We start from the raw sequence: 20,775 nt of genomic DNA, 5'->3' as shown, positions 1-20,775 counted from the left end.
AGGGGAACTGCCCCAAGCATAGCGGTTCGCGGGCTGGCGCTGAACCGCCGAAGCGGCCGGTCGGTCTACCCTTTCCATACCTTGCAAAGGAGGCGACGATGATCGCGCGCATCCTCGCCGGCCTGCTGCTCTACGGATGCCTGTATCCGTCGGCCCAGGCCCGCGACTATCGTTACAGCGATGCCCACCTGCACTACGTGGACTTCTTCCAGGAAACCGAGGGCATGCCGGCGCTGCTCAAGGCCATGGACGCGGCCGGGGTCGAGCAGTCGATGATTTCTGGTATCCCGGTGGCCAAGAAATGGCATGAGGATGAGCCCAAGCGCCCGCGTTACTACGCGGGCGATGATGCCGACGCCTATTGGTACAGCGCCACCGACCTGTACGTGGCCACGGCGCTGGCAAAGCTGCTGCCTGCGCAACGGCGGCGTTTCCACCCGTTCCTCACCGGTTTCAACCCGGTGGACAAGAACGCCGTCAGCCACATCGAACGCATGCTCGAGTTGTATCCGGGGCTGTGGCAGGGCATCGGCGAAGTGTTTACCCGCCACGATGACCTCACTGCGTTGACCAGCGGCGATACGCCACGGGCCAACAACGAGGCCATGACCCGCATCTACCACCTGGCCGCCGAGCGCGACCTGCCGGTACTGCTGCATTCCAACATCACGTCCAAGCGCGAGCGCAACCCACTGTACCTGGCCGAAATCGAGGAGCCTCTGCGTAACCACCCGCATACCCGGTTCATCTGGGCCCATGCGGGCAGCAGCCTGGAAATTCACCGGCACCAGACGCAGATGGATTTTCTTTTGCCGGTACTGACCCGGCTGCTCGAGGATTATCCCAATCTGTACGTCGACCTGTCCTGGAGCGTGCTCCAACCTTACTTGCTGGATGCCGAAGGCGTGCCTCGCCAAGCCTGGCTGCAGCTGGTAGAGCGCTTCCCTGAGCGGTTCATGCTTGGCTCTGACCTGGTGGGGCGCTTCGACAGCCTTGGCGAGCAGCTTCATGGTTTCAAGCCGTTTCTCGATGCCCTGCCGGAGGCGGTCGCGAACAAGGTGGCACGCGACAATTTCCTTGCCGTGCTACCCAAGGCGGCAAAGCAGGACAAGTAGCGTTTTGATATCGCGTTTTTGTCTTACGCAAATTTCGAGCCGCCCGATACCTTCTTTAAGCGACGGAACAATACCTTTGGGAGGGATCCTGAAATGAGCCTCAGACGCTTGAATATCGCCCCGCGCGCCGGGATCGGCTTCGGCATCATGGCCTTGCTGGTGGTGGCGCTGGGCAGTTTCGCCCTGCAACAGATGACCAACATGCGTCAGCAGGCCGAGCAGGTGGACGACAACTGGCTGCCCAGCATCATCTCGGTGGGCAGCATGACCCAGGACATGCTGCGCATTCGCGCGCTCACCCTGCGCCTGCTGGTCAACACCGACAGCACGGCGCAGCAGCAGAACCGTGCCCGCATCGAGGAGATCAAGGCAGGCCTGAGCAAGGCCCAGCAGCGCTATGACGCGCTGATCGTGCTGCCGGAGGAGCGCACCCTGTTCGACCGCTACCTGGGCCTCGAACGCCAGTACATGACCTTGCAGGGCCAGGTGGTGCAGTTGGCCAGCGATGGCCGCATCGAAGCGGCCGCGGCGCTGGTCAATGGCGAGATCAACCAGATCGCCGATCAGATGACGGCCAGCCTCAACGAATTGATCGCCCTGAACACTCACCATGCCGGGCTGGCCACCACCACGGCCGAGTCGGTCTACAGTGCCGCGCGGGTCTGGGTCATGGGGCTGCTGTTGGTGGCCCTGACGTTGACCGTGGTGCTGGCCATGGCCCTGACCCGCAGCATCGTGCGCCCGCTCGGGCAGTCGCTGAAAGTGGCTGAGACGGTTGCCACCGGCGACCTGACGCCGCAGATCGCCGTGCAGGGCGACGACGAGCCGGCGCGCTTGCTGGCGGCGCTCAAAATTATGCAGCAGAGCCTGCGCGAGACCATCGGGCGGATTTCCGACTCGGCCAGTCAGTTGGCGTCGGCCTCCGAAGAGCTCAGCGCGGTGACCGAGGATGCCACCCGCGGCCTGCAGCAGCAGAGCCTGGAGATCGAACAGGCGGCCACGGCGGTCAACCAGATGACCGCGGCGGTGGAGGAGGTGGCGAGTAATGCCGTGGCCACCTCGGAGGCTTCTGCCGAGTCCGACCGCATCGCCCGCCAGGGCCGCGAACAGGTGCAGGCCACGGTCACCGCCATTGAGGCGCTGGCCAGCGGCGTTGCCGGCAATGCCGAAGAGGTCGGCCAATTGGCCCAGCAGGTGCACGATATCAGCAAGGTGCTGGAGGTGATCGGGTCGATCGCCGAGCAGACCAACCTGCTGGCGCTCAACGCTGCCATCGAGGCGGCACGGGCCGGCGAGGCCGGGCGCGGGTTTGCCGTGGTGGCAGACGAAGTGCGGGCGCTGGCCCATCGCACCCAGGCCTCAACCCGCGAGATCGAACAGATGATCGTGGCTATCCAGGGCGGTGCCGAACGTGCCGTGCAGGGCATGCAGCAGAGCGATGCGCGGGCCCGCTCGACCCTCGATGGCGCCCATGCCGCCGGTGCGGCGCTGGAAGCGATTGCCGGGGCCATCGGCCAGATCAACGAGCGCAACCTGGTGATCGCCAGTGCGTCGGAACAGCAGGCCCAGGTGGCGCGGGAGGTGGACCGTAACCTCACCACCATTCGCGACCTGGCGCATCAGTCTTCAGCCGGCGCCGAGCAAACTTCGGCGGCGAGCCAGTCGCTGTCGCGGCTGGCGGTGGACTTGAATACCCTGGTGCAGCGGTTTTCGGTCTGAAGGCTGTGTTTGCCTCATCGCCGGCAAGCCGGCTCCCACATTGATCGCGCCATCCTCAAGGCCTGTGTCATGCCTGTGGGAGCTGGCTTGCCAGCGATGAGGGCGGTGCCGTTATGATGCTGAATACCGCACGGCACAAACAAAAACGCCCGGGCCAAGGCCCGGGCGTTCTCGTTCAGCAGATCAAGCGATCACTTGCCTTCCCAGCGTTTGAGCACCAGGGTAGCGTTGGTGCCGCCGAAGCCGAAGCTGTTGCTCATCACGGTGGTGAGCTTGGCGTCTTCGGTCTTGCGCACGATCGGCAGGTCGGCAACTTCCGGATCCAGCTCGTCGATGTTGGCGGAGCCGGCGATGAAGTCGTTCTCCATCATCAGCAGGCAGTAGATCGCCTCGTGCACGCCAGCGGCGCCCAGCGAGTGGCCGGACAGGCTCTTGGTCGAGCTGATCTTCGGAGCCTTGTCCTTGAACACTTCACGCACGCCCTTCATCTCGGCGACGTCGCCGACCGGGGTGGAGGTGCCGTGGGTGTTCAGGTAGTCGATCGGGGTGTCGACGGTGGACAGCGCCTGCTGCATGCAGCGGATTGCGCCTTCGCCGCTCGGGGCGACCATGTCGTAGCCGTCGGAGGTCGCGCCGTAGCCGACGATTTCGGCGTAGATCTTGGCGCCACGGGCCAGGGCGTGTTCCAGCTCCTCGACCACCACCATGCCGCCACCGCCAGCGATGACGAAGCCATCACGGTCGGCGTCGTAGGCGCGCGAGGCCAGCTCTGGGGTTTCGTTGCGCTTGGTCGACAGGGCGCCCATGGCATCGAACAGGAACGACTGGCTCCAGTGCTCTTCTTCACCGCCACCGGCGAAGACGATGTCCTGCTTGCCCCACTGGATCTGCTCCAGGGCGGTGCCGATGCAGTGTGCCGAGGTGGCGCAGGCCGACGAGATCGAGTAGTTGATGCCCTTGATCTTGAACGGGGTGGCCAGGCACGCCGACACGGTGCTGCCCATGGTGCGGGTGACACGGTATGGGCCAACGCGCTTGACGCCTTTCTCGCGCAGGGTGTCCAGGGCTTCCATCTGGTTCAGCGTGGAAGCGCCGCCGGAACCGGCAACCAGGCCGGTGCGCGGGTTCGACACTTGCTCTTCGGTCAGGCCCGCGTCCTTGATCGCATCCTGCATCGCCAGGTACGCGTAGGCAGCAGCGTGGCCAACGAAGCGATACACCTTGCGGTCGATCAGCTCTTCGAGGTTCAGGTCGATGGAGCCGGAAACCTGGCTACGCAGCCCCATTTCCTTGTATTCCGGGTTGTAACGAATGCCCGGACGGCTGTTGCGCAGGTTTTCGGTGACGGTAGCTTTGTCATTGCCCAGGCACGAAACGATGCCCAGACCAGTGATAACGACGCGGCGCATGCGAATAACCCTTAGAAATTGTCAGTGGAGGTGAACACGCCGACCCGCAGGCCTTCGGCGGTGTAGATCTCGCGACCGTCGACGCTGACCGAGCCATCGGCGATGGCCATGTTCAGCTTGCCCTTCAGGACGCGCTTGATGTGAATGTTGTAGGTGACTTTCTTGGCGGAGGGTAGTACCTGGCCGAAGAATTTCACTTCGCCCGAACCCAGCGCACGGCCGCGGCCCGGCAGGCCCTGCCAGCCGAGGAAGAAGCCGACCAGCTGCCACATGGCATCGAGGCCCAGGCAGCCTGGCATCACCGGGTCGCCTTCGAAATGGCAGGCGAAGAACCACAGGTCCGGGTTGATATCCAGCTCGGCGACCAATTCACCTTTGCCGAACTTGCCGCCTTCCTCGCTGATATGGACGATGCGATCGACCATCAGCATGTTCGGGGCGGGCAGTTGCGCATTACCGGGGCCGAACAGCTCACCGCGACTGCAGCGCAGCAGGTCTTCCCGGGTAAAGGCGTTTTGTTTGGTCATGCGAGCTCCTCAATAACCCCCTGTGGCAGGGGATGAATCTTCCCGGCCGGCCCGAAGCGTTGTGCGTTCGAGGCGGCAGCCTACAGGTAGACTATTGCGTTGTGGTGAAAGTCACAGCGCACCTGGCAAAAGAAGTACAGGTGTGCACTGAAATGTTATTTTCCGGGCCTGCGAAGGTCCTGTCCAGTCTTTAAGACTGCCGCACTTTAGCATTTATCGCCAGTCGCAGCTGTCCGAGCGGGTAACCAGCGGTGCAGGATGCGTTGCAGCTCGGTGCGTTTGAATGGCTTGCTCAGGTAATCGTTCATGCCGGCGGCCAGGCAACGCTCGCGGTCCCCCTCCAGCACACTGGCGGTGAGGGCGATGATCGGCAGCCCGTCGCCCTGCGCCAGCTGGCGGATGCGCCGGGTGGCCTCGAAACCGTCCACCTGCGGCAGGCGGCAGTCCATCAGCACGGCGGCGAAGCGTTGCTGCTGCACCAGGTCGACCGCCTGGGCGCCATCCATCGCCAGGCTGACCTCGAAGCCGAGGCTGCGCAGCATGGCCTCGATGACGCTCTGGTTGACCGGATTGTCCTCCACCAGCAGGATCCGCTCGCCATTGCCACCCAGCGCACCGGCCGCCGCCGTGCCCGCAGGCAGGGCCGCTGGGGCGTTGGCCAGGGCGAGCGGCATCTCCAGGGTGAAGGTCGAGCCCGCCCCTTCGCGGCTTTCGCCACGCAGATGGCCGCCCATGCGTTCGGCCAGGGTGCGGGCGATCGACAGGCCCAGCCCGGTACCGCCGTAGCGCCGGGAAATCGAGCTGTCGGCCTGCTGGAAGGCGACGAACATCATTTCCAGGCGGTTGCTGTCGATACCTATCCCTGTGTCGCGCACGGTGCAGGTCAGCCAGATCATCTGCTGATCGAGCACCTGCCAGCTCGCCTCTACCGCCACTTCGCCACGTTCGGTGAACTTCAGCGCATTGCCGATCAAATTGAGCAGGACCTGCCGAATCCGGGTCGGGTCGCCGACCACCTGCAGCAGCTCCATGCCGGGCGGCAACTGCAGGTGCAGCGCCAGACCGCGCTGCTGGGCGCTGTGCTGGAACGACTGGACACTGCTGGCGACCAGATCGCCAAGGTTGAAGTCGATGTGCTCCAGTTGCAGCGTGGTGCGTTCGATCCGCGAGAAATCGAGGATGTCGTTGATCACCTTGAGCAGGTGCCCGGTGGACTCGCTTGCCACTGCGGCGTATTCGGCCTGCTCGCTGGTCAACCGGGTGGTCTCCAGCAGCTGCAGCATGCCCAGGACACCGTTCATGGGGGTGCGCAGCTCATGGCTCATCATGGCCAGGAAGTCCGACTTGGCACGGTTGGCCTGCTCGGCCTCTTCGCGGGCCTGGATCAGCTGGCTCATGGCCTGCTGTTGTTCATGGGAGGCCTGGTCCAGGGCGCTGGCCAGGTTGTTGATGTGCCGCGCCAGGTGGCCCAGTTCGCTGTCATCGACCACCGGCAACGGGGCATCGAAATCACCTTGCTGGATGGCCTTGACCGCATGGCCCATGTCGCTGATCGGCTTGGACAGGCTCATGGCCAGGCGCCGGGCCAGCAGGAAGGTGAACAGCAGCGCGAACAGGGCGAGGATGCCGGCCTTGATCACGATCTCCTGCTGGCGCTGGCTGAAGGCGTCGTCAGACATGCCCACGATCACTCGCCCCAGGTAGTCGTCGCCGATGCTCGGCAACTGCGGCTTGCCCTGCAGGAAGTCATTGTCCAGGCGGATTTGCTGCAGGCGGATCGGCGCCTGGAACACTTCCACCCGTTGCGCTCGGCTGAGGCTTTCGTCCGGTTGTTCGACGTACACCAGGATGTGGTTGCGGCTGTCCTGCACCTCGAGGAAACGTACGTGAGGGATGCTCAGGGTCGCGCGCATCAGGCTTTCGAGCACTTCATTGTTGCCGGAGATCACGCCGTACTCGGAGGCGGGCGCCAGCTGGTTGGCGATCAATTGACCAGTGTGGTTGAGCTCCTGGCGCAAGTCCTGGATACGCACGAAGGTGAAGAAGCTGATCAGCAGCAAGGTCAGCAGCAGGGCAGGGCCGAGGCTGATCATCTGGGTGCGGGTGTGGATGTCCCAGCTCAGGCGTTTGCTCATGGGGTGGGTTCTCCTGCGGCCAACGCCAGCGCGGCGGCGTCCTGGTCGATGGCTTCCAGGCCCAGGGCACGTGCCACCTGCTGGTTGCCACTGACGGCGAAATGCTTGGGGTAAAGGCTGCGTGGCCAGCGTGCCGGGGGTTGCTCGAGCAGTTGGTCGAGCACTGCCAGCCAGTCGTCCTGGTCGCTGTAGGTGCTGGCCAGGGCACCGGCACGGACGAAACCGACGTTCGGCCCGATCAGCGCCATCTGCCGGCCGTAACTGCTGAGCAGCACGTTCTTGGCCGATTTGGAGTTGTACAGCTCGGGGTCGTCGAGCCCCAGCAGCACATCGCTGTTGGCCAGCAGGTTCTGCAGCGGGCGGCTGTCGCGCAAATCAGGCCAGCCTTCTGCGACGATCTCCAGCCCCATGGGCTGGGCGGCCTGGCGCAGTTCATCGAGCAGGAAGCGGCTGTGCTCACCGTACAGCACGCCAATGCGCCGGGCCTGCGGCAACAGGTAGCGGGCCAGGCGCAATTGCCGGGCCAGCGGCGGGTCACTCCACAGCAGGCTGAGGTACGCCGGCCGCGACTTTCCCAGGCGTTGCTCGGCCTGCACCCGGCTGACCCTCAGGGCCAGCGCCGGTGGGCCGGCAGTTTCGCCCAGGCGCCACTCCAGCGCCGGGCCGTCCAGCAGCACCAGGCGCGTATCGCTTTTCAGCTGCTCCGGGCGCGGCAGTTCGCTTACGGTCTGGAAATGCACATGGTCGTGCGGGCGGCGCTGCGCCAGGGCGGCGACGAAGCTGCGGATGCCCGGCTGGTCGTCGGCACCCACCAACAGGATTTCGCTGGCCGACAGCGAACCCAGTGGCAGGATGCACAGCAGCAGCAAGCGCAGCAGCACGACCATCAGAACGCCAGCTCCGCGCTCACGCTCAGGCGGTGGCGGCTGTCGTAGCGGTTCTGCACGGCAGTGGTCGGTTCGTCATCCAGGCGCTGCTGCCACAGGGCCGCCAGCTCAAGGTCACTGCCCTGCACCTTGAAGCGTTTGGCCACGCGCAGGTCGACGCGCTCGTAGCGGTACTGGTTGAGCGCATCGTCACCGTAATAGAAGAGGGCGCTCGACCAGCCCAGGCCCCACTCGCGCAGCCAGCCGGCCGAGCCGCTGTTGCGGGCGCTCAGGCGCCGGTCTGCGGGGTTGCTGGCCCAGGCGTCGACATAGGCGTAGGTGATGCGCAGGCGGTCGCGCTGGGTGGCGCGCCAGTCAAACTGCGCCTCGCTGCCGGTGAAGCGCGCCTTGTTGGCGTTGCTGGCGATGTACTGGTTGTTCTTCAGGGGCTCGCTGATCATCCCGGTGATCTCGTCGTAGAACAGCTTCACGTCCATGCTCAGGTCGATGTCGCTGAAGTAGCCGTTGTAGCCCAGCTCCCGCGAGCGCATGCGCTCCTGGTCGAGGTTGCCCGGGCCGCGGGTCTTGACGAAGTACTGGCCGTCCTGCAAGCCGTACCGGTTGGGGGACAGCCCCTTGACCGTGTAGCTCCAGTTGACGTTGTTCTCGAACATGTCGGGCGAGCGAACCGCTTCGGAGTACACCGCGCGCAAGCCGTGGCGCGGGGTGATCAGGTAGTTCACCGCCACGCGCGGGGTCAACGAATTGCCGGACAGCTGGGCGTTCTCGTACATCGCCCCGCCCTGGACGACCCAGTGTTCGTCGGCGCGCCACTCCAGTTGGCCGAACAGGCGCCAGGTCTGGTCGTCGAGGCTGCCGTTGAAGTAGGTCTGCGAGTCTGCGCGGTCGTAGCGGTAGTTCATGCCCGTGACCAGGCGCAGGCTCTCGTTCAGGCTCAAGGTGTCCTGGATCTCCAGGTCGTAGCGCGTTTCACGGGTGCTCTGGTCGACATCGCCGCACACCGTGTTGCGCCCGCCGGCATTCCATTGATCCTGCACTTGCTGCTTGAGCGAGGCGAGCAGCGGATCGCTGGTGGTCGGCAGGTTGCCGGTGAAGAGATTGCGTGCAACCCCTTCGGCAAAGTTCGGATTGAGTTGCCACAGCCGGGTCAGCTCCGGGCTGAAGGCAATGGAGGCGTCGCAGGCGCGCCAGACCTGCTGACGGTCGAAGTGCTGCGCCGAACCCTGCACATACAGGCTGTGATTGGGGTTGAGGTCGATGCTCCAGCGCACCGAGCCTGCGTAGTCCTTGGCGTTGACGTCGGCATCCGTGCCCGCGGCGTATCTGCCGAAAACTGGCTGGTAGGTATAGGGCCGCTGGTTGCTGCCCTCCTTGGCCGCCAGTTGCCATTCCAGGGTCTGGTCCGGCGCCAGGCTGTGGCTGGCATTGATATTGATGCGGTTGAGCCGGCGGCTGTCGCGGTAGTCGCGGCCGAACTGGTCCTTGTCGAAACCGTCGTCCTGCTGGCCCGACAGCGACAGGCGCAGGTCGCCGCCGTCCCAGCCGATGCCCTGGCTGGCGTAATAGTCGTTGATGCCGTCCTGGCCACGGGTCAGCTTCATTCGCGTGCCGTGGCTGTCGGCGGGGTTGCGGGTGAGGATGTTGACCACCGCCATCAGCGCGTTGGCGCCGTAGCTGACGGTGTTGGGGCCGCGGAACACTTCGATCCGCTCGATATCCTCGATGGCCACCGGGATGTCGCTCCAGTCCACCGTGGCCAGGCCTGCGCGGTACACCGAACGGCCGTCGATCAGCACCTGCATGCGCCGGGCATCGTTGACGTTGCTGCCGTGGTAGTTGACCGTCGGCTGGTTGCCGGCGCCATAGCCGATCATCATGCCCGGCACCAGGCGCAGCAGCTCGGGGATGTCCCGGGCGCCGCTGGCGTGGATCAGCTCGCTGTCGAGCACGGTCATGCTGCCCGGCACTGCGGCCGGGGATTGTTTCAGGCGTGTGGCGGTCAGAACCTGAGGCAGCTCCTGGGTGTCGGTGAACAGATCATCGGCCATGGCCGGGCCGCCGAGCAGGGCGGTCAGTATCAGCAGGCGTGGGTAAGGGGGCGTGCCAGGGAACACGGTACGGCCTTGTTTCAGAAATGAATCAGGCATGTTAACCGACCTTTCTCAAGCTGCAAGCTGCAAGCCTCAAGCTGCAAGCAAAAGCAAAAGCAGGCGACCATCGCGGTTTTCTTGTCGCTTGTAGCTTGACGCTTGCGGCTTGCCTTTATAATGCGCCAGTCGCCACTTATTTTATGGGTTAACGGATTGGATATGACTGAACAGCAACCTGTTGCAGTTCTTGGCGGTGGCAGCTTCGGCACCGCCGTGGCAAACCTGCTGGCGGAAAACGGCCACCCGGTGCGCCAATGGATGCGCGACCCGGCGCAGGCCGAGGCGATGCGCGTCAACCGCGAGAATCCGCGTTACCTCAAGGGCATTCGTCTGCATGACGGCGTCGAGCCGGTCAACGACCTGCTCGCCACCTTGCAGGCCAGCGACCTGATCTTCGTCGCGCTGCCGTCGAGCGCCCTGCGCAGCGTGCTGGCGCCCCACGCAGAGCTGCTGCGTGGCAAAGGCCTGGTCAGCCTGACCAAGGGCATCGAAGCGCAGAGCTTCAAGCTGATGAGCCAGATCCTCGAAGAGATCGCCCCCCAGGCGCGCATCGGCGTGCTGTCGGGGCCGAACCTAGCCCGCGAGATCGCCGAGCACGCGCTGACCGCCACCGTGGTCGCCAGCGAAGATGAAGCGCTGTGCCAGCAGGTGCAGGCCGTGCTGCACGGCCGCACCTTCCGCGTCTATGCCAGCAGCGATCGCTTCGGCGTCGAGCTGGGCGGCGCCCTGAAGAACGTCTACGCGATCATTGCCGGCATGGCGGTGGCACTGGGCATGGGCGAAAACACCAAGAGCATGCTGATCACCCGCGCCCTGGCCGAGATGACCCGTTTCGCCGTGAGCCAGGGTGCCAACCCCATGACTTTCCTTGGCCTGGCCGGGGTCGGCGACCTGATCGTCACCTGCTCCTCGCCCAAGAGCCGCAACTATCAGGTCGGCCATGCCCTGGGCCAGGGCCTGACCCTGGAGCAGGCCGTCAGCCGCCTGGGCGAGGTGGCCGAAGGGGTCAACACCATCAAGGTGCTCAAGGCCAAGGCCCAGGAGGTGCAGGTGTACATGCCCCTGGTAGCCGGCCTGCATGCGATCCTGTTCGAAGGCCGCACCCTCAACCAGGTGATCGAGCACCTGATGCGCGCCGAGCCCAAGACCGACATCGATTTCATTTCCACCAGCGGTTTCAACTGAACGAAGGAGCGACACATGAACGATACCCCGCAAAGCGCCGCGCGCGAGTCGATCATCCTGCGGGTGCTGTGGATGCTGGTGTTCCTGGTGGTCTGGCAGCTCGCCGAGCTGTTGCTGGGCGGCCTGGTCCTGGTGCAACTGATCTACCGGCTGATCTACGGCGCGCCCAGCGCCAGCCTGATGAACTTTGGCGACAGCCTCAGCCAGTACCTGGCACAGATCGGCCGCTTCGGCAGCTTCCACAGCGACCAGAAACCCTGGCCGTTCGCCGACTGGCCCACGCCCCGCGCCCCTGAAGGCGAGGCCGCCCACGCCGTGGCCCCGGCCCCGCACCCGGTGCGTGACGAGGAGCCCAAGCTGTGAAGCTGTGGGTGCTGCGCCACGGCGAGGCCCAGCCGCGCGCAAACACCGACGCCGAACGGCCCCTCACCGCCCACGGCCGCGAGCAGGTGCTGCGCAGTGCCGCGCACCTGCTGGGCCAGCCGCTGCAGGCGATCATCGCCAGCCCCTACGTGCGCGCCCAGCAAACCGCAGCGCTGGTGCACGATGCCCTGGGCTTCGCTGAGCCCGTGCGCACCGTGCCCTGGCTGACCCCCGAGAGCAATGTGCAACAAGTGATCGGCGAGCTCGAACGCCTGGGGCTGGAGCATGTGCTGCTGGTCAGCCACCAGCCACTGGTGGGTTCGCTGGTGGGCATGCTGGAGCATGGCCATGCCCAGCAACCGGCGCCCTTGAGCACCGCCAGCCTGGCCATGCTGGACGGCGACTGGCCGCTGGCCGGGCTGATGACCCTGCGGGCCCTTCATCATTCGGCGTGAAGGCGGCAACTGGTATTTTTGCCAGTTGTCGCGCCGCCGAGGCGCTTGCTAGCGTCGGCAACAGCAAGTGAATGTGCGGCAGGCCAAGGGAGCGTCGAATGAATAGCCGAAGGCTGGCGTTGGTAGGTTCGGTTGACCTGCAACCAACGCTGGAAAAAGTGCAGAAGGATGACGTGCTGGAATTTGCCGAGTACAGCATGTTGCGAGAGTCGGCCGACGCCAAGCTCTACCAGTTGATGAACAAGGTCCGTGCCGGGCAAGGCCTGGCCCCCGCCACGCTGTTCGACGGCGAAGAAGATCTGCGGCGCCTGCAGGAAGCCAGCATGCGCATGGCCCATCTGTTGCAAACCAGCTGCCTGGCCTTGCGCAGGCTTGGCCTGGAGCAGCAGGACAAACACCTGGCCCGTGAGGCGCTGGAGTATCAGTTGGCCTATATGCAGGCCTGCCTGCGGCGCTCGATGGCCAGCTTCGGCGAATTCTGAATGACCTGATCGCCCTTGGCGATGACCTTTCCGGACGTTGCCGCCACCCACCGGCTTGCCGACAATGGGCCATCCTTCCCCGTGCAGAGCAGGCGGCCATGTCGCAGCAGATCTTCTTCGCCCACGCCAATGGCTTCCCCTCGGCCACCTACGGCAAGCTGTTCGCCGCCCTGGCGCCGGATTACCAGGTGCGCCACCTGGCCCAGCATGCCCACGACCCGCGCTTCCCGGTGAACGACAACTGGCAAAGCCTGGTGGACGAGCTGCTGCATCACCTCGAACAGCAGGACGCCCCGGTGTGGGGTGTTGGCCATTCGCTGGGCGGGGTGCTGCACCTGCACGCGGCGTTGCGCCGCCCGGAACTCTACCGTGGCGTGGTGATGCTCGACTCGCCGGTGTTGACCCGGGTGGATGAATGGCTGATCCAGGCGGCCAAGCGCCTGGGCTTCATCGACCGCATCACCCCGGCCGGGCGCACCCTGGGCCGGCGTGAGGCATTCAGCGACCGCGACAGCGCGCGCAGTTACTTCGCCGGCAAGAGCCTGTTCCGCCACTTCGACCCGGACTGCCTCGAGGCCTATCTGGAGCATGGTCTGGAGCGCGCGCAAGACGGGCTGCGCCTGCGTTTCGACCCGGCCACCGAGATCAGCATCTACCGCAGCATCCCCCATGCCAGCCCGCTGCCGCCGCGCCAGTTGCAGGTGCCGCTGGCGGTGGTGCGCGGCGCCCAAAGCCGGGTGATCCGCCGGCACCATGCGCTGGGCGTGCGGGGCATGGCCCGGGGCGAATATCACAGCCTGCCGGGCGGGCACATGTTCCCGCTGGAGCGCCCCCTTGACACCGCCAGCCTGATCAAAGGCCTGTTCGACCGCTGGGGCCAGGCATGAGCGCCCAGGTTGAAGAAGTTCGCCTGACCCTGGGCCATATCGAACTGGCCGCCCACCTGTTCGGCCCCGACGACGGCCTGCCGGTGATCGCCCTGCACGGCTGGCTGGACAACGCCAACAGCTTCGCCCGCCTGGCGCCCCAGCTCGAAGGGCTGCGTATCGTCGCCCTCGACCTGGCCGGGCACGGCTATTCGCAGCACCGCCCGGTCGGGGCTGGTTACGCTTTGGCCGATTACGCCCACGACGTGCTGCGGGTCGCCGAGCAACTGGGCTGGCAGCGCTTCGGCCTGCTCGGTCATTCGCTGGGGGCGATCATCTCGGTGCAGCTGGCCGGCGCCTTGCCCGAGCGGGTCAGCCACCTGGCGCTGATCGACGGGGTGATCCCGCCCACCGTGACCGAACAGGATGCCGCCGAGCGCCTGGGGATGGCCCTGCAGGCCCAGCTGCGCCTGGACGGCAAGCGCAAGACGGTCTACGCAACGCTGGAGGAGGGAGTCGAGGCGCGCATGAAAGGCATGGTCGCGGTCAGCCGTGAAGCGGCCGAACTGCTGGCCCAGCGCGGCCTGATGCCGGTACCCGGCGGTTACAGCTGGCGCAGCGACAGCCGCCTCACGTTGCCTTCACCCACCCGCCTGAACCAGGCCCAGGCCATGGCCTTCGTCAAGCGCGTGGCCTGCCCGGCCTGCCTGGTGGTGGCGGCCGACGGCATGCTGGCGCGCCACACGGAGCTGCTGGAGCAGCTACCCTTCGAGCAGATCACGCTGCCGGGTGGCCATCACCTGCACTTGAACGATGAGCAGGGTGCGGCCCTTGTTGCAGACTGTTTCAATCGCTTCTTTGGCATTCCTTGACTTGCACCGGGCAAGTGTCGAGGCTTGGCGGGTTGAAAGGGAGACAACCATGTACATGCCAGACACTCACGTATTCCAAACCCGCGGCCACGAGGGCTGCCGATGAGCGTACCCGTTTACGCCCGCAGCGCCATTGCTGCCTGCCTCGCCTTCGCCAGCCCCTGGCTGTGGGCCGGTGAGCTGCCCGTTCCGGTTGACGCCAAAGTGGTCGATCAACGCCCCGCGGTGGAGCAGGAACGGGTCTACCCGATGGGGCCGCTGCGCAAGATCAGCGGTCGCCTGCGGGTCGATGACAAGGTCGAAAGCCGTGGCCAGGTCAGCTCGGTCACCTACGAACTGCCGCTGGAGCGCAGCGCCCGAGAGGCTTTCACCAGCGCCCGCGAAACCCTGCAAAAAGACGGCGGTTACCCGTTGTTCTGGTGCCAGGGCCGCGACTGCGGCGAAGCCAGCCTGTGGGCCAACGACGTGTTCGCCAACGCCCGCCTCAATGGCGGCGACGAGCAGCAGGCGTTCATCCTGTTGCGCCGTTCGGCCGAGGAGGCCGACACCCTGGTCGCGCTGTACAGCGTCACCCGAGGCAACCGTCGCGCCTACCTGCATGTGGAAGAGTTCGTCGCCGGCAGCCCGTTGGGAGAAATCCTGCCCACGGCCGCCACCGTCCTGCGCGAACTGCGCGACACCGGCAAGCTCGACTACCCCGACCTGGCCGAGCCCCAGGCCGCGTGGGTGTCGCTGCTGGCGCGCAGCCTGAACCTGGACAGCACCCTGCGCGCCAGCCTCAGTGGCAAGGGCGCCGAGGCCTGGCGCGAGCAGTTGACCAAGGCCGGCGTGCGCAGCGGCCGGCTCGAAGTCGGCGACGCACCCACCGATGGCCTGCACCTGGAGCTGATCCGTTGAGTGAGCGCCCCATGCCCAACACCGACCGCCTGCTGGTGCAGATCCTGCTGCTGGCGCTGCTCGGCGCTGCACTCTGGGTGATGGCGCCGTTCATCTCGGCACTGCTGTGGGGCGCCATCCTGGCCTTCGCCAGCTGGCCGTTGATGCGTTTGCTCACGCGTGTGCTGGGCGGGCGGGAAACCCTGGCCGCCAGCTTGCTGACCACGGCCTGGATCCTGATCGTGGCCTTGCCACTGGTGTGGCTGGGCTTCAACCTGGCCGACCATATCCGCGATGCCACCGCCTTTGTGCGCGACGTGCAGGTCGAAGGCCTGCCCGATGCGCCCGCCTGGGTGGCAGGTATTCCGTTGGTGGGTGCGCGCCTGGTCGGCTGGTGGGAGTCGTTCGACCAGCAAGGTGCGGCGCTGCTGGCGTCGGCCAAACCTTACCTCGGCCAGGTCGGCAACTGGTTGCTGGCGCGCAGCGCGCAGATCGGCAGCGGGGTGCTGGAGCTGACCCTGAGCCTGGTGTTCGTGTTCTTCTTCTACCGCGACGGGCCGCGCCTGGCGGCGTTCGTGCTCCGCCTGCTGCAACGGCTGGTGGGCGAGCGCGCCGAGTACTACGTCGAACTGGTGGCCGGTACCGTGCAACGGGTGGTCAACGGGGTGATCGGCACGGCGGCGGCGCAAGCCCTGCTGGCACTGATCGGCTTCCTGATTGCCGGCGTGCCGGGGGCAGTGGTGCTGGGCCTGGTGACTTTCATGCTCAGCCTGATCCCCATGGGCCCGCCGCTGGCCTGGATCCCTGCCACTGCCTGGCTGGTGTCGAAGGGCGATTACGGCATGGCGGTGTTCCTCGGCGTGTGGGGCACCTTCGTCATCAGTGGCGTGGACAACGTGCTCAAACCGTACCTGATCAGCCGCGGCGGCAACCTGCCATTGGTGATCGTGCTGCTCGGGGTGTTCGGCGGTTTGCTCGCCTTTGGCTTTATCGGCTTGTTCATCGGGCCGACCCTGTTGGCGGTGGGCTACAGCCTGCTGCTGGACTGGAGCCGCCACTCTGCGCAGAACACTTCGCAGCACTAGCGCCCATCGCGGGGCAAGCCCGCTCCCACGAGGTAACGGGCGTGGGAGCGGGCTTGCCCCGCGATGGTTGGTCGATCTTTACGCCTTCTTTATGCCCTGACCCCACCCCCCATCTCGCCCCTTTACGCCCCTCCCTCGGACAATTTCCCCAAAGCGGCCCTCATGCCGCATCAAGGGAGATGGGCTCATGTACATGCTCGATGGGCTGTCACTGCTGTTGGCAGTGGCGTTGGCGGTTTACCTGCTGGTGGCGCTGCTGCGCGCCGATCGCAGCTAAGGGGCGGCCATGCACAGTTACGATTACCTGCTACTGCTGGCGTTCTTCGCCATCGTGCTGCTACCGGCACCCTGGCTTGGTCGTTTCTACTTCAAGGTGATGGAAGGCCAGCGCACCTGGCTCACGCCGGTGCTCGGCCCGGTGGAGCGGGGCTGCTATCGCCTGGCTGGGGTCAACGCCGGGCAAGAGCACAACTGGAAGCAGTACACCTTGGCCCTGCTGGCCTTCAACCTGGCCGGCTTCGGGCTGCTGTTCGCCGTCCTGCTGCTGCAAGGCAGCCTGCCGCTCAACCCGCAGCACCTGCCGGGCCAGGAGTGGTCGTTGGCGTTCAACACAGCGGTCAGCTTCATGACCAACACCAACTGGCAGTCCTACAGCGGTGAGGCCTCGGTCAGCTACCTGAGCCAGATGCTCGGCCTGACCGTGCAGAACTTCGTCAGCGCCGCCACCGGCCTGGCCGTGCTGGTCGCCCTGTGCCGTGGTATCGCCCGCCGCTCGACCACCACCCTGGGCAACTTCTGGGTCGACCTGACCCGCGCCACCCTCTACGGCCTGCTGCCACTGTGCCTCGTGCTGGCGCTGCTGCTGGTGTGGCAGGGCGTGCCGCAGACCTTCGCCGACTACGCCCACGCCGTCACCCTGCAGGGGGCCGACCAGACCATCCCGCTCGGCCCGGCCGCCAGCCAGATCGCCATCAAGCAGCTGGGCACCAACGGCGGCGGCTTCTTCGGCGTCAACTCGGCGCACCCGTTCGAGAACCCCACGGCCTGGAGCAACCTGTTCGAGGTGGCCTCGATCATCCTGATCCCGGTGGCGCTGGTGTTCACCTTCGGCCACTACGTCAAGGACTTGCGCCAAAGCCGCGCGATCATCGCCTGCATGCTGGCGCTGTTCCTGATCGGCGGCGGCACCGCGCTGTGGTCGGAGTACCAGCCCAACCCGGCCTTGGAGAGTACCCAGGTGCAACAGAGCGCGCCGCTGGAAGGCAAGGAGAGCCGCTTCGGCACCACCGGCTCGGTGCTGTGGACGGTCACCACCACCGCCGCCTCCAACGGCTCGGTCAACGCCATGCACGACAGCCTCAACCCGCTGACCGGCATGGTGGCGATGGTCAACATGATGGTCGGCGAGGTGATCTTCGGCGGCGTCGGCGCAGGCCTGTACGGCATGCTGCTGTTCGTGCTGATCGCGGTGTTTTTGGCCGGCCTGATGATCGGCCGCACCCCGGAGTACCTGGGCAAGAAGCTGCAGGCCCGTGAAGTGCAACTGCTGGTGGCGACCCTGCTGGTGATGCCGGTCGGCGTGCTGGTGCTCGGCGCCATCGCCGCCAGCCTGCCAGGCCCGGCCGGCGCGGTGAGCAACCCCGGTGCCCACGGCTTCAGCCAGTTGCTGTACGCCTACACCTCCGGCACCGCCAACAACGGCTCGGCCTTCGCCGGCTTCGGCGCCAACACCCCCTACCACAACGTGATGATCGCCCTGGCCATGCTGATCGGCCGCTTCGGCTACATCCTGCCGGTGCTGGCCCTGGCCGGCAGCCTGGCGGCAAAGAAGAGCGCACCGCAGGGGCTGAACAGCTTCCCCACCCACGGCCCGCTGTTCACCACGCTGCTGCTGGTGACCATCCTGCTGGTCGGTGGCCTGACCTTCCTGCCGACCTTGGCCCTGGGGCCGATCGCCGAACACCTGAGCCTGGGTTTCTGAGGAATCATTGATGAACATGCCCATTCCTGACGTGAAGGCGCAACGCAGCGCCAAGGACCAGACCCGCTTCGCCGCGCTGTGGCGCCCGGCGCTGCTGCAGGCCTTCGTCAAGCTCGACCCGCGCCAGCTCAAACGCTCGCCGGTGATGCTGGTGGTGGCCCTCACTGCGCTGCTCACCACGGTGCTGTGCTTCGCCCCCGAAAGCGGCGTGAGCACCGGCGTGGCGGTGCAGATCAGCGTATGGCTGTGGTTCACCGTGCTGTTCGCCAACTTTGCCGAAGCCCTCGCCGAGGGCCGTGGCAAGGCCCGCGCCGACAGCCTCAAGGCCGGCAGCCAGGGCCTGACCGCGCAGCGGCGCAAGAGCGACGGCAGCTTTGAGACCGTCGCTGCCAGCCAGCTGCGCAAGGACGATGTGGTGCGCGTGGTGGCCGGCGAGATGATCCCCGGTGACGGCGAGGTGCTCGAAGGCATCGCCGCGGTCAACGAGGCCGCCATCACCGGCGAGTCCGCGCCGGTGATCCGCGAGTCCGGCGGCGACCGCTCGGCCGTCACCGGCAACACCCGGCTGGTCTCCGACTGGCTGCTGATCCGCATCTCCAGCAACCCTGGCGAATCGACCCTGGACCGCATGATCGCCCTGGTCGAAGGCGCCAAGCGCCAGAAAACCCCCAACGAGATCGCCCTGGACATCCTGCTGATCGGCCTCACCCTGATCTTCCTGATCGTGGTGGTGACCCTGCAGCCGTTTGCCCGCTTCGCCGGCGGCAGCCTGTCGCTGATCTTCCTCGCCGCCTTGCTGGTGACGCTGATCCCCACCACCATCGGTGGCCTGCTGTCGGCCATCGGCATCGCCGGCATGGACCGCCTGGTGCGCCTGAACGTGATCGCCCGCTCCGGCCGCGCAGTGGAGGCGGCCGGCGACGTGCACACGCTGATGCTCGACAAGACCGGCACCATCACCTTCGGCAACCGTCGCTGCAGCGCCCTGCACGCCGCCTCGGGCGTGACCGCCAAGGAACTGGGGGAGGGTGCCTTGCTCGCCTCGCTGGCCGACGACACTGCCGAAGGCAAATCCATCGTCGAGTACCTGCGCCAGTTGCATGATTTCGATGAACCCTCGAGCAGCCAGTACCAGGCCATTGCCTTCAGCGCCGAGACGCGCCTGTCGGGCATCGACTTCCAGCAGCACCGCTACCGCAAGGGCGCCGTCGATGCGGTGCTGGCCTTCGTCGGCATGCAGCGCCTGGAAATGCCGGTGCCCCTGGCCCGTGAAGTGGAGCGCATTGCCCAGAGCGGCGGCACACCGCTGCTGGTGTGCGTCGACAAGCGCCTGCTCGGCGTGATCCACCTCAAGGACGTGGTCAAGCCCGGCATCCGTGAGCGCTTCGCCGAGCTGCGCAAGCTGGGCATCCGTACCGTGATGGTCACCGGCGACAACCCGCTGACCGCCGCGGCCATTGCCGCCGAGGCCGGCGTGGATGACGTGCTCGCCGAAGCCACCCCGGAGAAGAAGCTGGCGCGCATTCGCCAGGAGCAGAACGACGGCCGCCTGGTGGCCATGTGCGGCGACGGCGCCAACGACGCGCCAGCCCTGGCCCAGGCTGACGTGGGCATGGCCATGAACGACGGCACCCAGGCCGCCCGCGAGGCCGCCAATATGGTCGACCTCGACAGCGACCCGACCAAGCTGCTGGACGTGGTGCAGGTGGGCAAGGAGCTGCTGGTCACCCGTGGCGCGCTGACCACCTTTTCCATTGCCAACGACGTGGCCAAGTATTTCGCCATCCTGCCGGCGCTGTTCGCCGCCATCTACCCGCAACTGGGCGTGCTCAACCTGATGCAGCTGGCCAGCCCGCAGAGCGCGATCCTCTCGGCCATCGTGTTCAACGCGCTGATCATCATCGTGCTGATCCCCCTGGCCCTGCGCGGGGTGCGTGTGCAGGCCGCCAGCGCCGCCCACCTGCTGCGGCGCAACCTGCTGATCTATGGCCTGGGCGGCATCCTCGTGCCGTTCGCCGGGATCAAGCTGATCGACCTGCTGCTCAACGCCTTGCACCTGGTTTGAAGGAGAGACTGACATGACTGCTTATGTACGCCCGGCCTTGAGCCTGATCCTGCTGATGACCGTGGTCACTGGCGCCTTGTACCCGCTGGCGGTGACCGGGATTGCCCAGGTGGCGTTCCCCGACCAGGCCAATGGCAGCCTGGTGCGCGATGACAAAGGTGAAGTGCGCGGCTCGGCGCTGATCGCCCAGGAGTTCAAGGGCGACGGCTGGTTCCAGTCGCGGCCTTCGGCGGGGGCGTATGCCACCGTGGCCAGCAGCGCGAGCAACCTGTCGCCAAGCAACCCGGCACTGGCCGAGCGGGTCAAGGGCGAGGCCGCCGCGCAATACCAGGCGCAGCAAGGGCCGGTGCCCTTGGCGCTGCTGACCACCTCCGGCAGCGGCCTGGACCCGCACCTGCCGCCGCAAGCCATCGCCTACCAGCTGGCGCGAGTGGCGGCGGCGCGGCAGGTGCCGGTGGAGCGCTTGCAAGTGCTGGTGAATGACGCCACCCTTCGCCCATTGGTCGGGCCGCCGGTGGTCAATGTGCTGGCGCTGAACCAGGCGCTTGAGCGTTTGGCACCTGTTAACCAGCACTGACAAAGGGGCCGCTTTGCGGCCCTTCG

The 20,775-nt window shown here is 66.1% G+C and carries 19 protein-coding genes and 1 pseudogene; 15 read left to right on the top strand and 5 right to left on the bottom strand.

What is annotated here, in order from left to right; all coding sequences use genetic code 11:
- Nucleotides 1-98 precede the first annotated feature (98 nt).
- From EJA05_RS19335 to EJA05_RS28840, 3 genes and pseudogenes are all read left to right on the top strand, one after another.
- Nucleotides 99-1,115 carry an amidohydrolase family protein gene (locus EJA05_RS19335; protein WP_125859456.1) on the top strand — a complete coding sequence of 339 codons (1,017 nt, stop codon included), beginning with the start codon at nt 99-101 and terminating at the stop codon, nt 1,113-1,115.
- Between the two features lie 93 nt (nt 1,116-1,208).
- Nucleotides 1,209-1,979 (top strand): annotated as a pseudogene (locus tag EJA05_RS28845) (MCP four helix bundle domain-containing protein); the annotation flags it as partial.
- A complete protein-coding gene (locus tag EJA05_RS28840; protein WP_374045896.1) occupies nt 1,971-2,834 on the top strand; it encodes a methyl-accepting chemotaxis protein in 864 nt (287 codons plus the stop codon). The pseudogene EJA05_RS28845 and the gene EJA05_RS28840, both read left to right, overlap by 9 nt.
- A gap of 191 nt (nt 2,835-3,025) precedes the next feature.
- On the opposite strand, the gene fabB is transcribed toward EJA05_RS28840, so the two are convergent.
- The 5 genes from fabB to EJA05_RS19305 form a co-directional block, all read right to left on the bottom strand.
- Nucleotides 3,026-4,243, bottom strand: a complete 1,218-nt coding sequence (gene fabB / locus EJA05_RS19325; RefSeq protein WP_110993978.1) for a beta-ketoacyl-ACP synthase I — start codon at nt 4,241-4,243, stop codon at nt 3,026-3,028.
- Between the two features lie 11 nt (nt 4,244-4,254).
- The gene (fabA, locus tag EJA05_RS19320) at nt 4,255-4,770 is read right to left on the bottom strand and encodes a 3-hydroxyacyl-[acyl-carrier-protein] dehydratase FabA (protein WP_125464879.1); all 516 of its coding nucleotides are present in this window, start codon (nt 4,768-4,770) and stop codon (nt 4,255-4,257) included.
- A 206-nt stretch (nt 4,771-4,976) separates the two neighbouring features.
- On the bottom strand, nt 4,977-6,905 hold the full coding sequence (locus tag EJA05_RS19315; RefSeq protein ID WP_125859454.1) for a response regulator: 1,929 nt from the start codon (nt 6,903-6,905) through the stop codon (nt 4,977-4,979).
- Nucleotides 6,902-7,792, bottom strand: a complete 891-nt coding sequence (locus EJA05_RS19310) for an ABC transporter substrate-binding protein (protein WP_125464877.1) — start codon at nt 7,790-7,792, stop codon at nt 6,902-6,904. The genes EJA05_RS19315 and EJA05_RS19310 overlap by 4 nt, the downstream gene beginning before the upstream one ends.
- A complete protein-coding gene (locus tag EJA05_RS19305; protein WP_190306006.1) occupies nt 7,792-9,939 on the bottom strand; it encodes a TonB-dependent receptor plug domain-containing protein in 2,148 nt (715 codons plus the stop codon). The genes EJA05_RS19310 and EJA05_RS19305 overlap by 1 nt, the downstream gene beginning before the upstream one ends.
- Nucleotides 9,940-10,101: 162 nt before the next feature.
- Here EJA05_RS19305 and EJA05_RS19300 point away from each other — a divergent pair, with 162 nt between their 5' ends.
- The 12 genes from EJA05_RS19300 (at nt 10,102) to kdpC (ending at nt 20,749) form a co-directional block, all read left to right on the top strand.
- Nucleotides 10,102-11,127 carry an NAD(P)H-dependent glycerol-3-phosphate dehydrogenase gene (locus EJA05_RS19300; protein WP_125464875.1) on the top strand — a complete coding sequence of 342 codons (1,026 nt, stop codon included), beginning with the start codon at nt 10,102-10,104 and terminating at the stop codon, nt 11,125-11,127.
- Between the two features lie 15 nt (nt 11,128-11,142).
- Entirely contained in the window at nt 11,143-11,490 is a 348-nt protein-coding gene (locus EJA05_RS19295; RefSeq protein WP_110993972.1) for a DUF4389 domain-containing protein, read from the top strand.
- Nucleotides 11,487-11,945: a phosphohistidine phosphatase SixA gene (gene sixA / locus EJA05_RS19290; RefSeq protein WP_125859453.1), complete on the top strand. Its 459-nt coding sequence runs from the start codon at nt 11,487-11,489 to the stop codon at nt 11,943-11,945. Before EJA05_RS19295 ends, sixA begins: the two co-directional genes overlap by 4 nt.
- 98 nt (nt 11,946-12,043) lie before the next feature.
- Nucleotides 12,044-12,427 carry a hypothetical protein gene (locus tag EJA05_RS19285; RefSeq protein ID WP_125464872.1) on the top strand — a complete coding sequence of 128 codons (384 nt, stop codon included), beginning with the start codon at nt 12,044-12,046 and terminating at the stop codon, nt 12,425-12,427.
- Nucleotides 12,428-12,525: 98 nt separating this feature from the next.
- The gene (locus tag EJA05_RS19280; protein WP_125859452.1) at nt 12,526-13,314 is read left to right on the top strand and encodes an alpha/beta fold hydrolase; all 789 of its coding nucleotides are present in this window, start codon (nt 12,526-12,528) and stop codon (nt 13,312-13,314) included.
- On the top strand, nt 13,311-14,165 hold the full coding sequence (locus EJA05_RS19275; RefSeq protein ID WP_125859451.1) for an alpha/beta hydrolase: 855 nt from the start codon (nt 13,311-13,313) through the stop codon (nt 14,163-14,165). The genes EJA05_RS19280 and EJA05_RS19275 overlap by 4 nt, the downstream gene beginning before the upstream one ends.
- 102 nt (nt 14,166-14,267) lie before the next feature.
- Nucleotides 14,268-15,062: a DUF4892 domain-containing protein gene (locus EJA05_RS19270; protein WP_125859450.1), complete on the top strand. Its 795-nt coding sequence runs from the start codon at nt 14,268-14,270 to the stop codon at nt 15,060-15,062.
- 11 nt (nt 15,063-15,073) lie between these two features.
- The gene (locus EJA05_RS19265; RefSeq protein ID WP_125859449.1) at nt 15,074-16,126 is read left to right on the top strand and encodes an AI-2E family transporter; all 1,053 of its coding nucleotides are present in this window, start codon (nt 15,074-15,076) and stop codon (nt 16,124-16,126) included.
- A gap of 187 nt (nt 16,127-16,313) precedes the next feature.
- The gene (gene kdpF, locus EJA05_RS19260) at nt 16,314-16,403 is read left to right on the top strand and encodes a K(+)-transporting ATPase subunit F (protein ID WP_033696222.1); all 90 of its coding nucleotides are present in this window, start codon (nt 16,314-16,316) and stop codon (nt 16,401-16,403) included.
- 9 nt (nt 16,404-16,412) lie between these two features.
- A complete protein-coding gene (gene kdpA, locus EJA05_RS19255; RefSeq protein ID WP_125859448.1) occupies nt 16,413-18,107 on the top strand; it encodes a potassium-transporting ATPase subunit KdpA in 1,695 nt (564 codons plus the stop codon).
- A gap of 10 nt (nt 18,108-18,117) precedes the next feature.
- A complete protein-coding gene (gene kdpB, locus EJA05_RS19250) occupies nt 18,118-20,172 on the top strand; it encodes a potassium-transporting ATPase subunit KdpB (protein WP_125859447.1) in 2,055 nt (684 codons plus the stop codon).
- Nucleotides 20,173-20,185: 13 nt separating this feature from the next.
- Nucleotides 20,186-20,749, top strand: a complete 564-nt coding sequence (gene kdpC, locus EJA05_RS19245) for a potassium-transporting ATPase subunit KdpC (protein WP_125859446.1) — start codon at nt 20,186-20,188, stop codon at nt 20,747-20,749.
- The last annotated feature ends 26 nt before the right edge of the window (nt 20,750-20,775 follow it).

This window comes from Pseudomonas oryziphila, from assembly GCF_003940825.1.
Lineage (GTDB): Bacteria > Pseudomonadota > Gammaproteobacteria > Pseudomonadales > Pseudomonadaceae > Aquipseudomonas > Aquipseudomonas sichuanensis.
The sequence above is the reverse complement of the archived record's forward strand: the minus strand, read 5'-3'. Positions and strand labels throughout refer to the sequence as shown.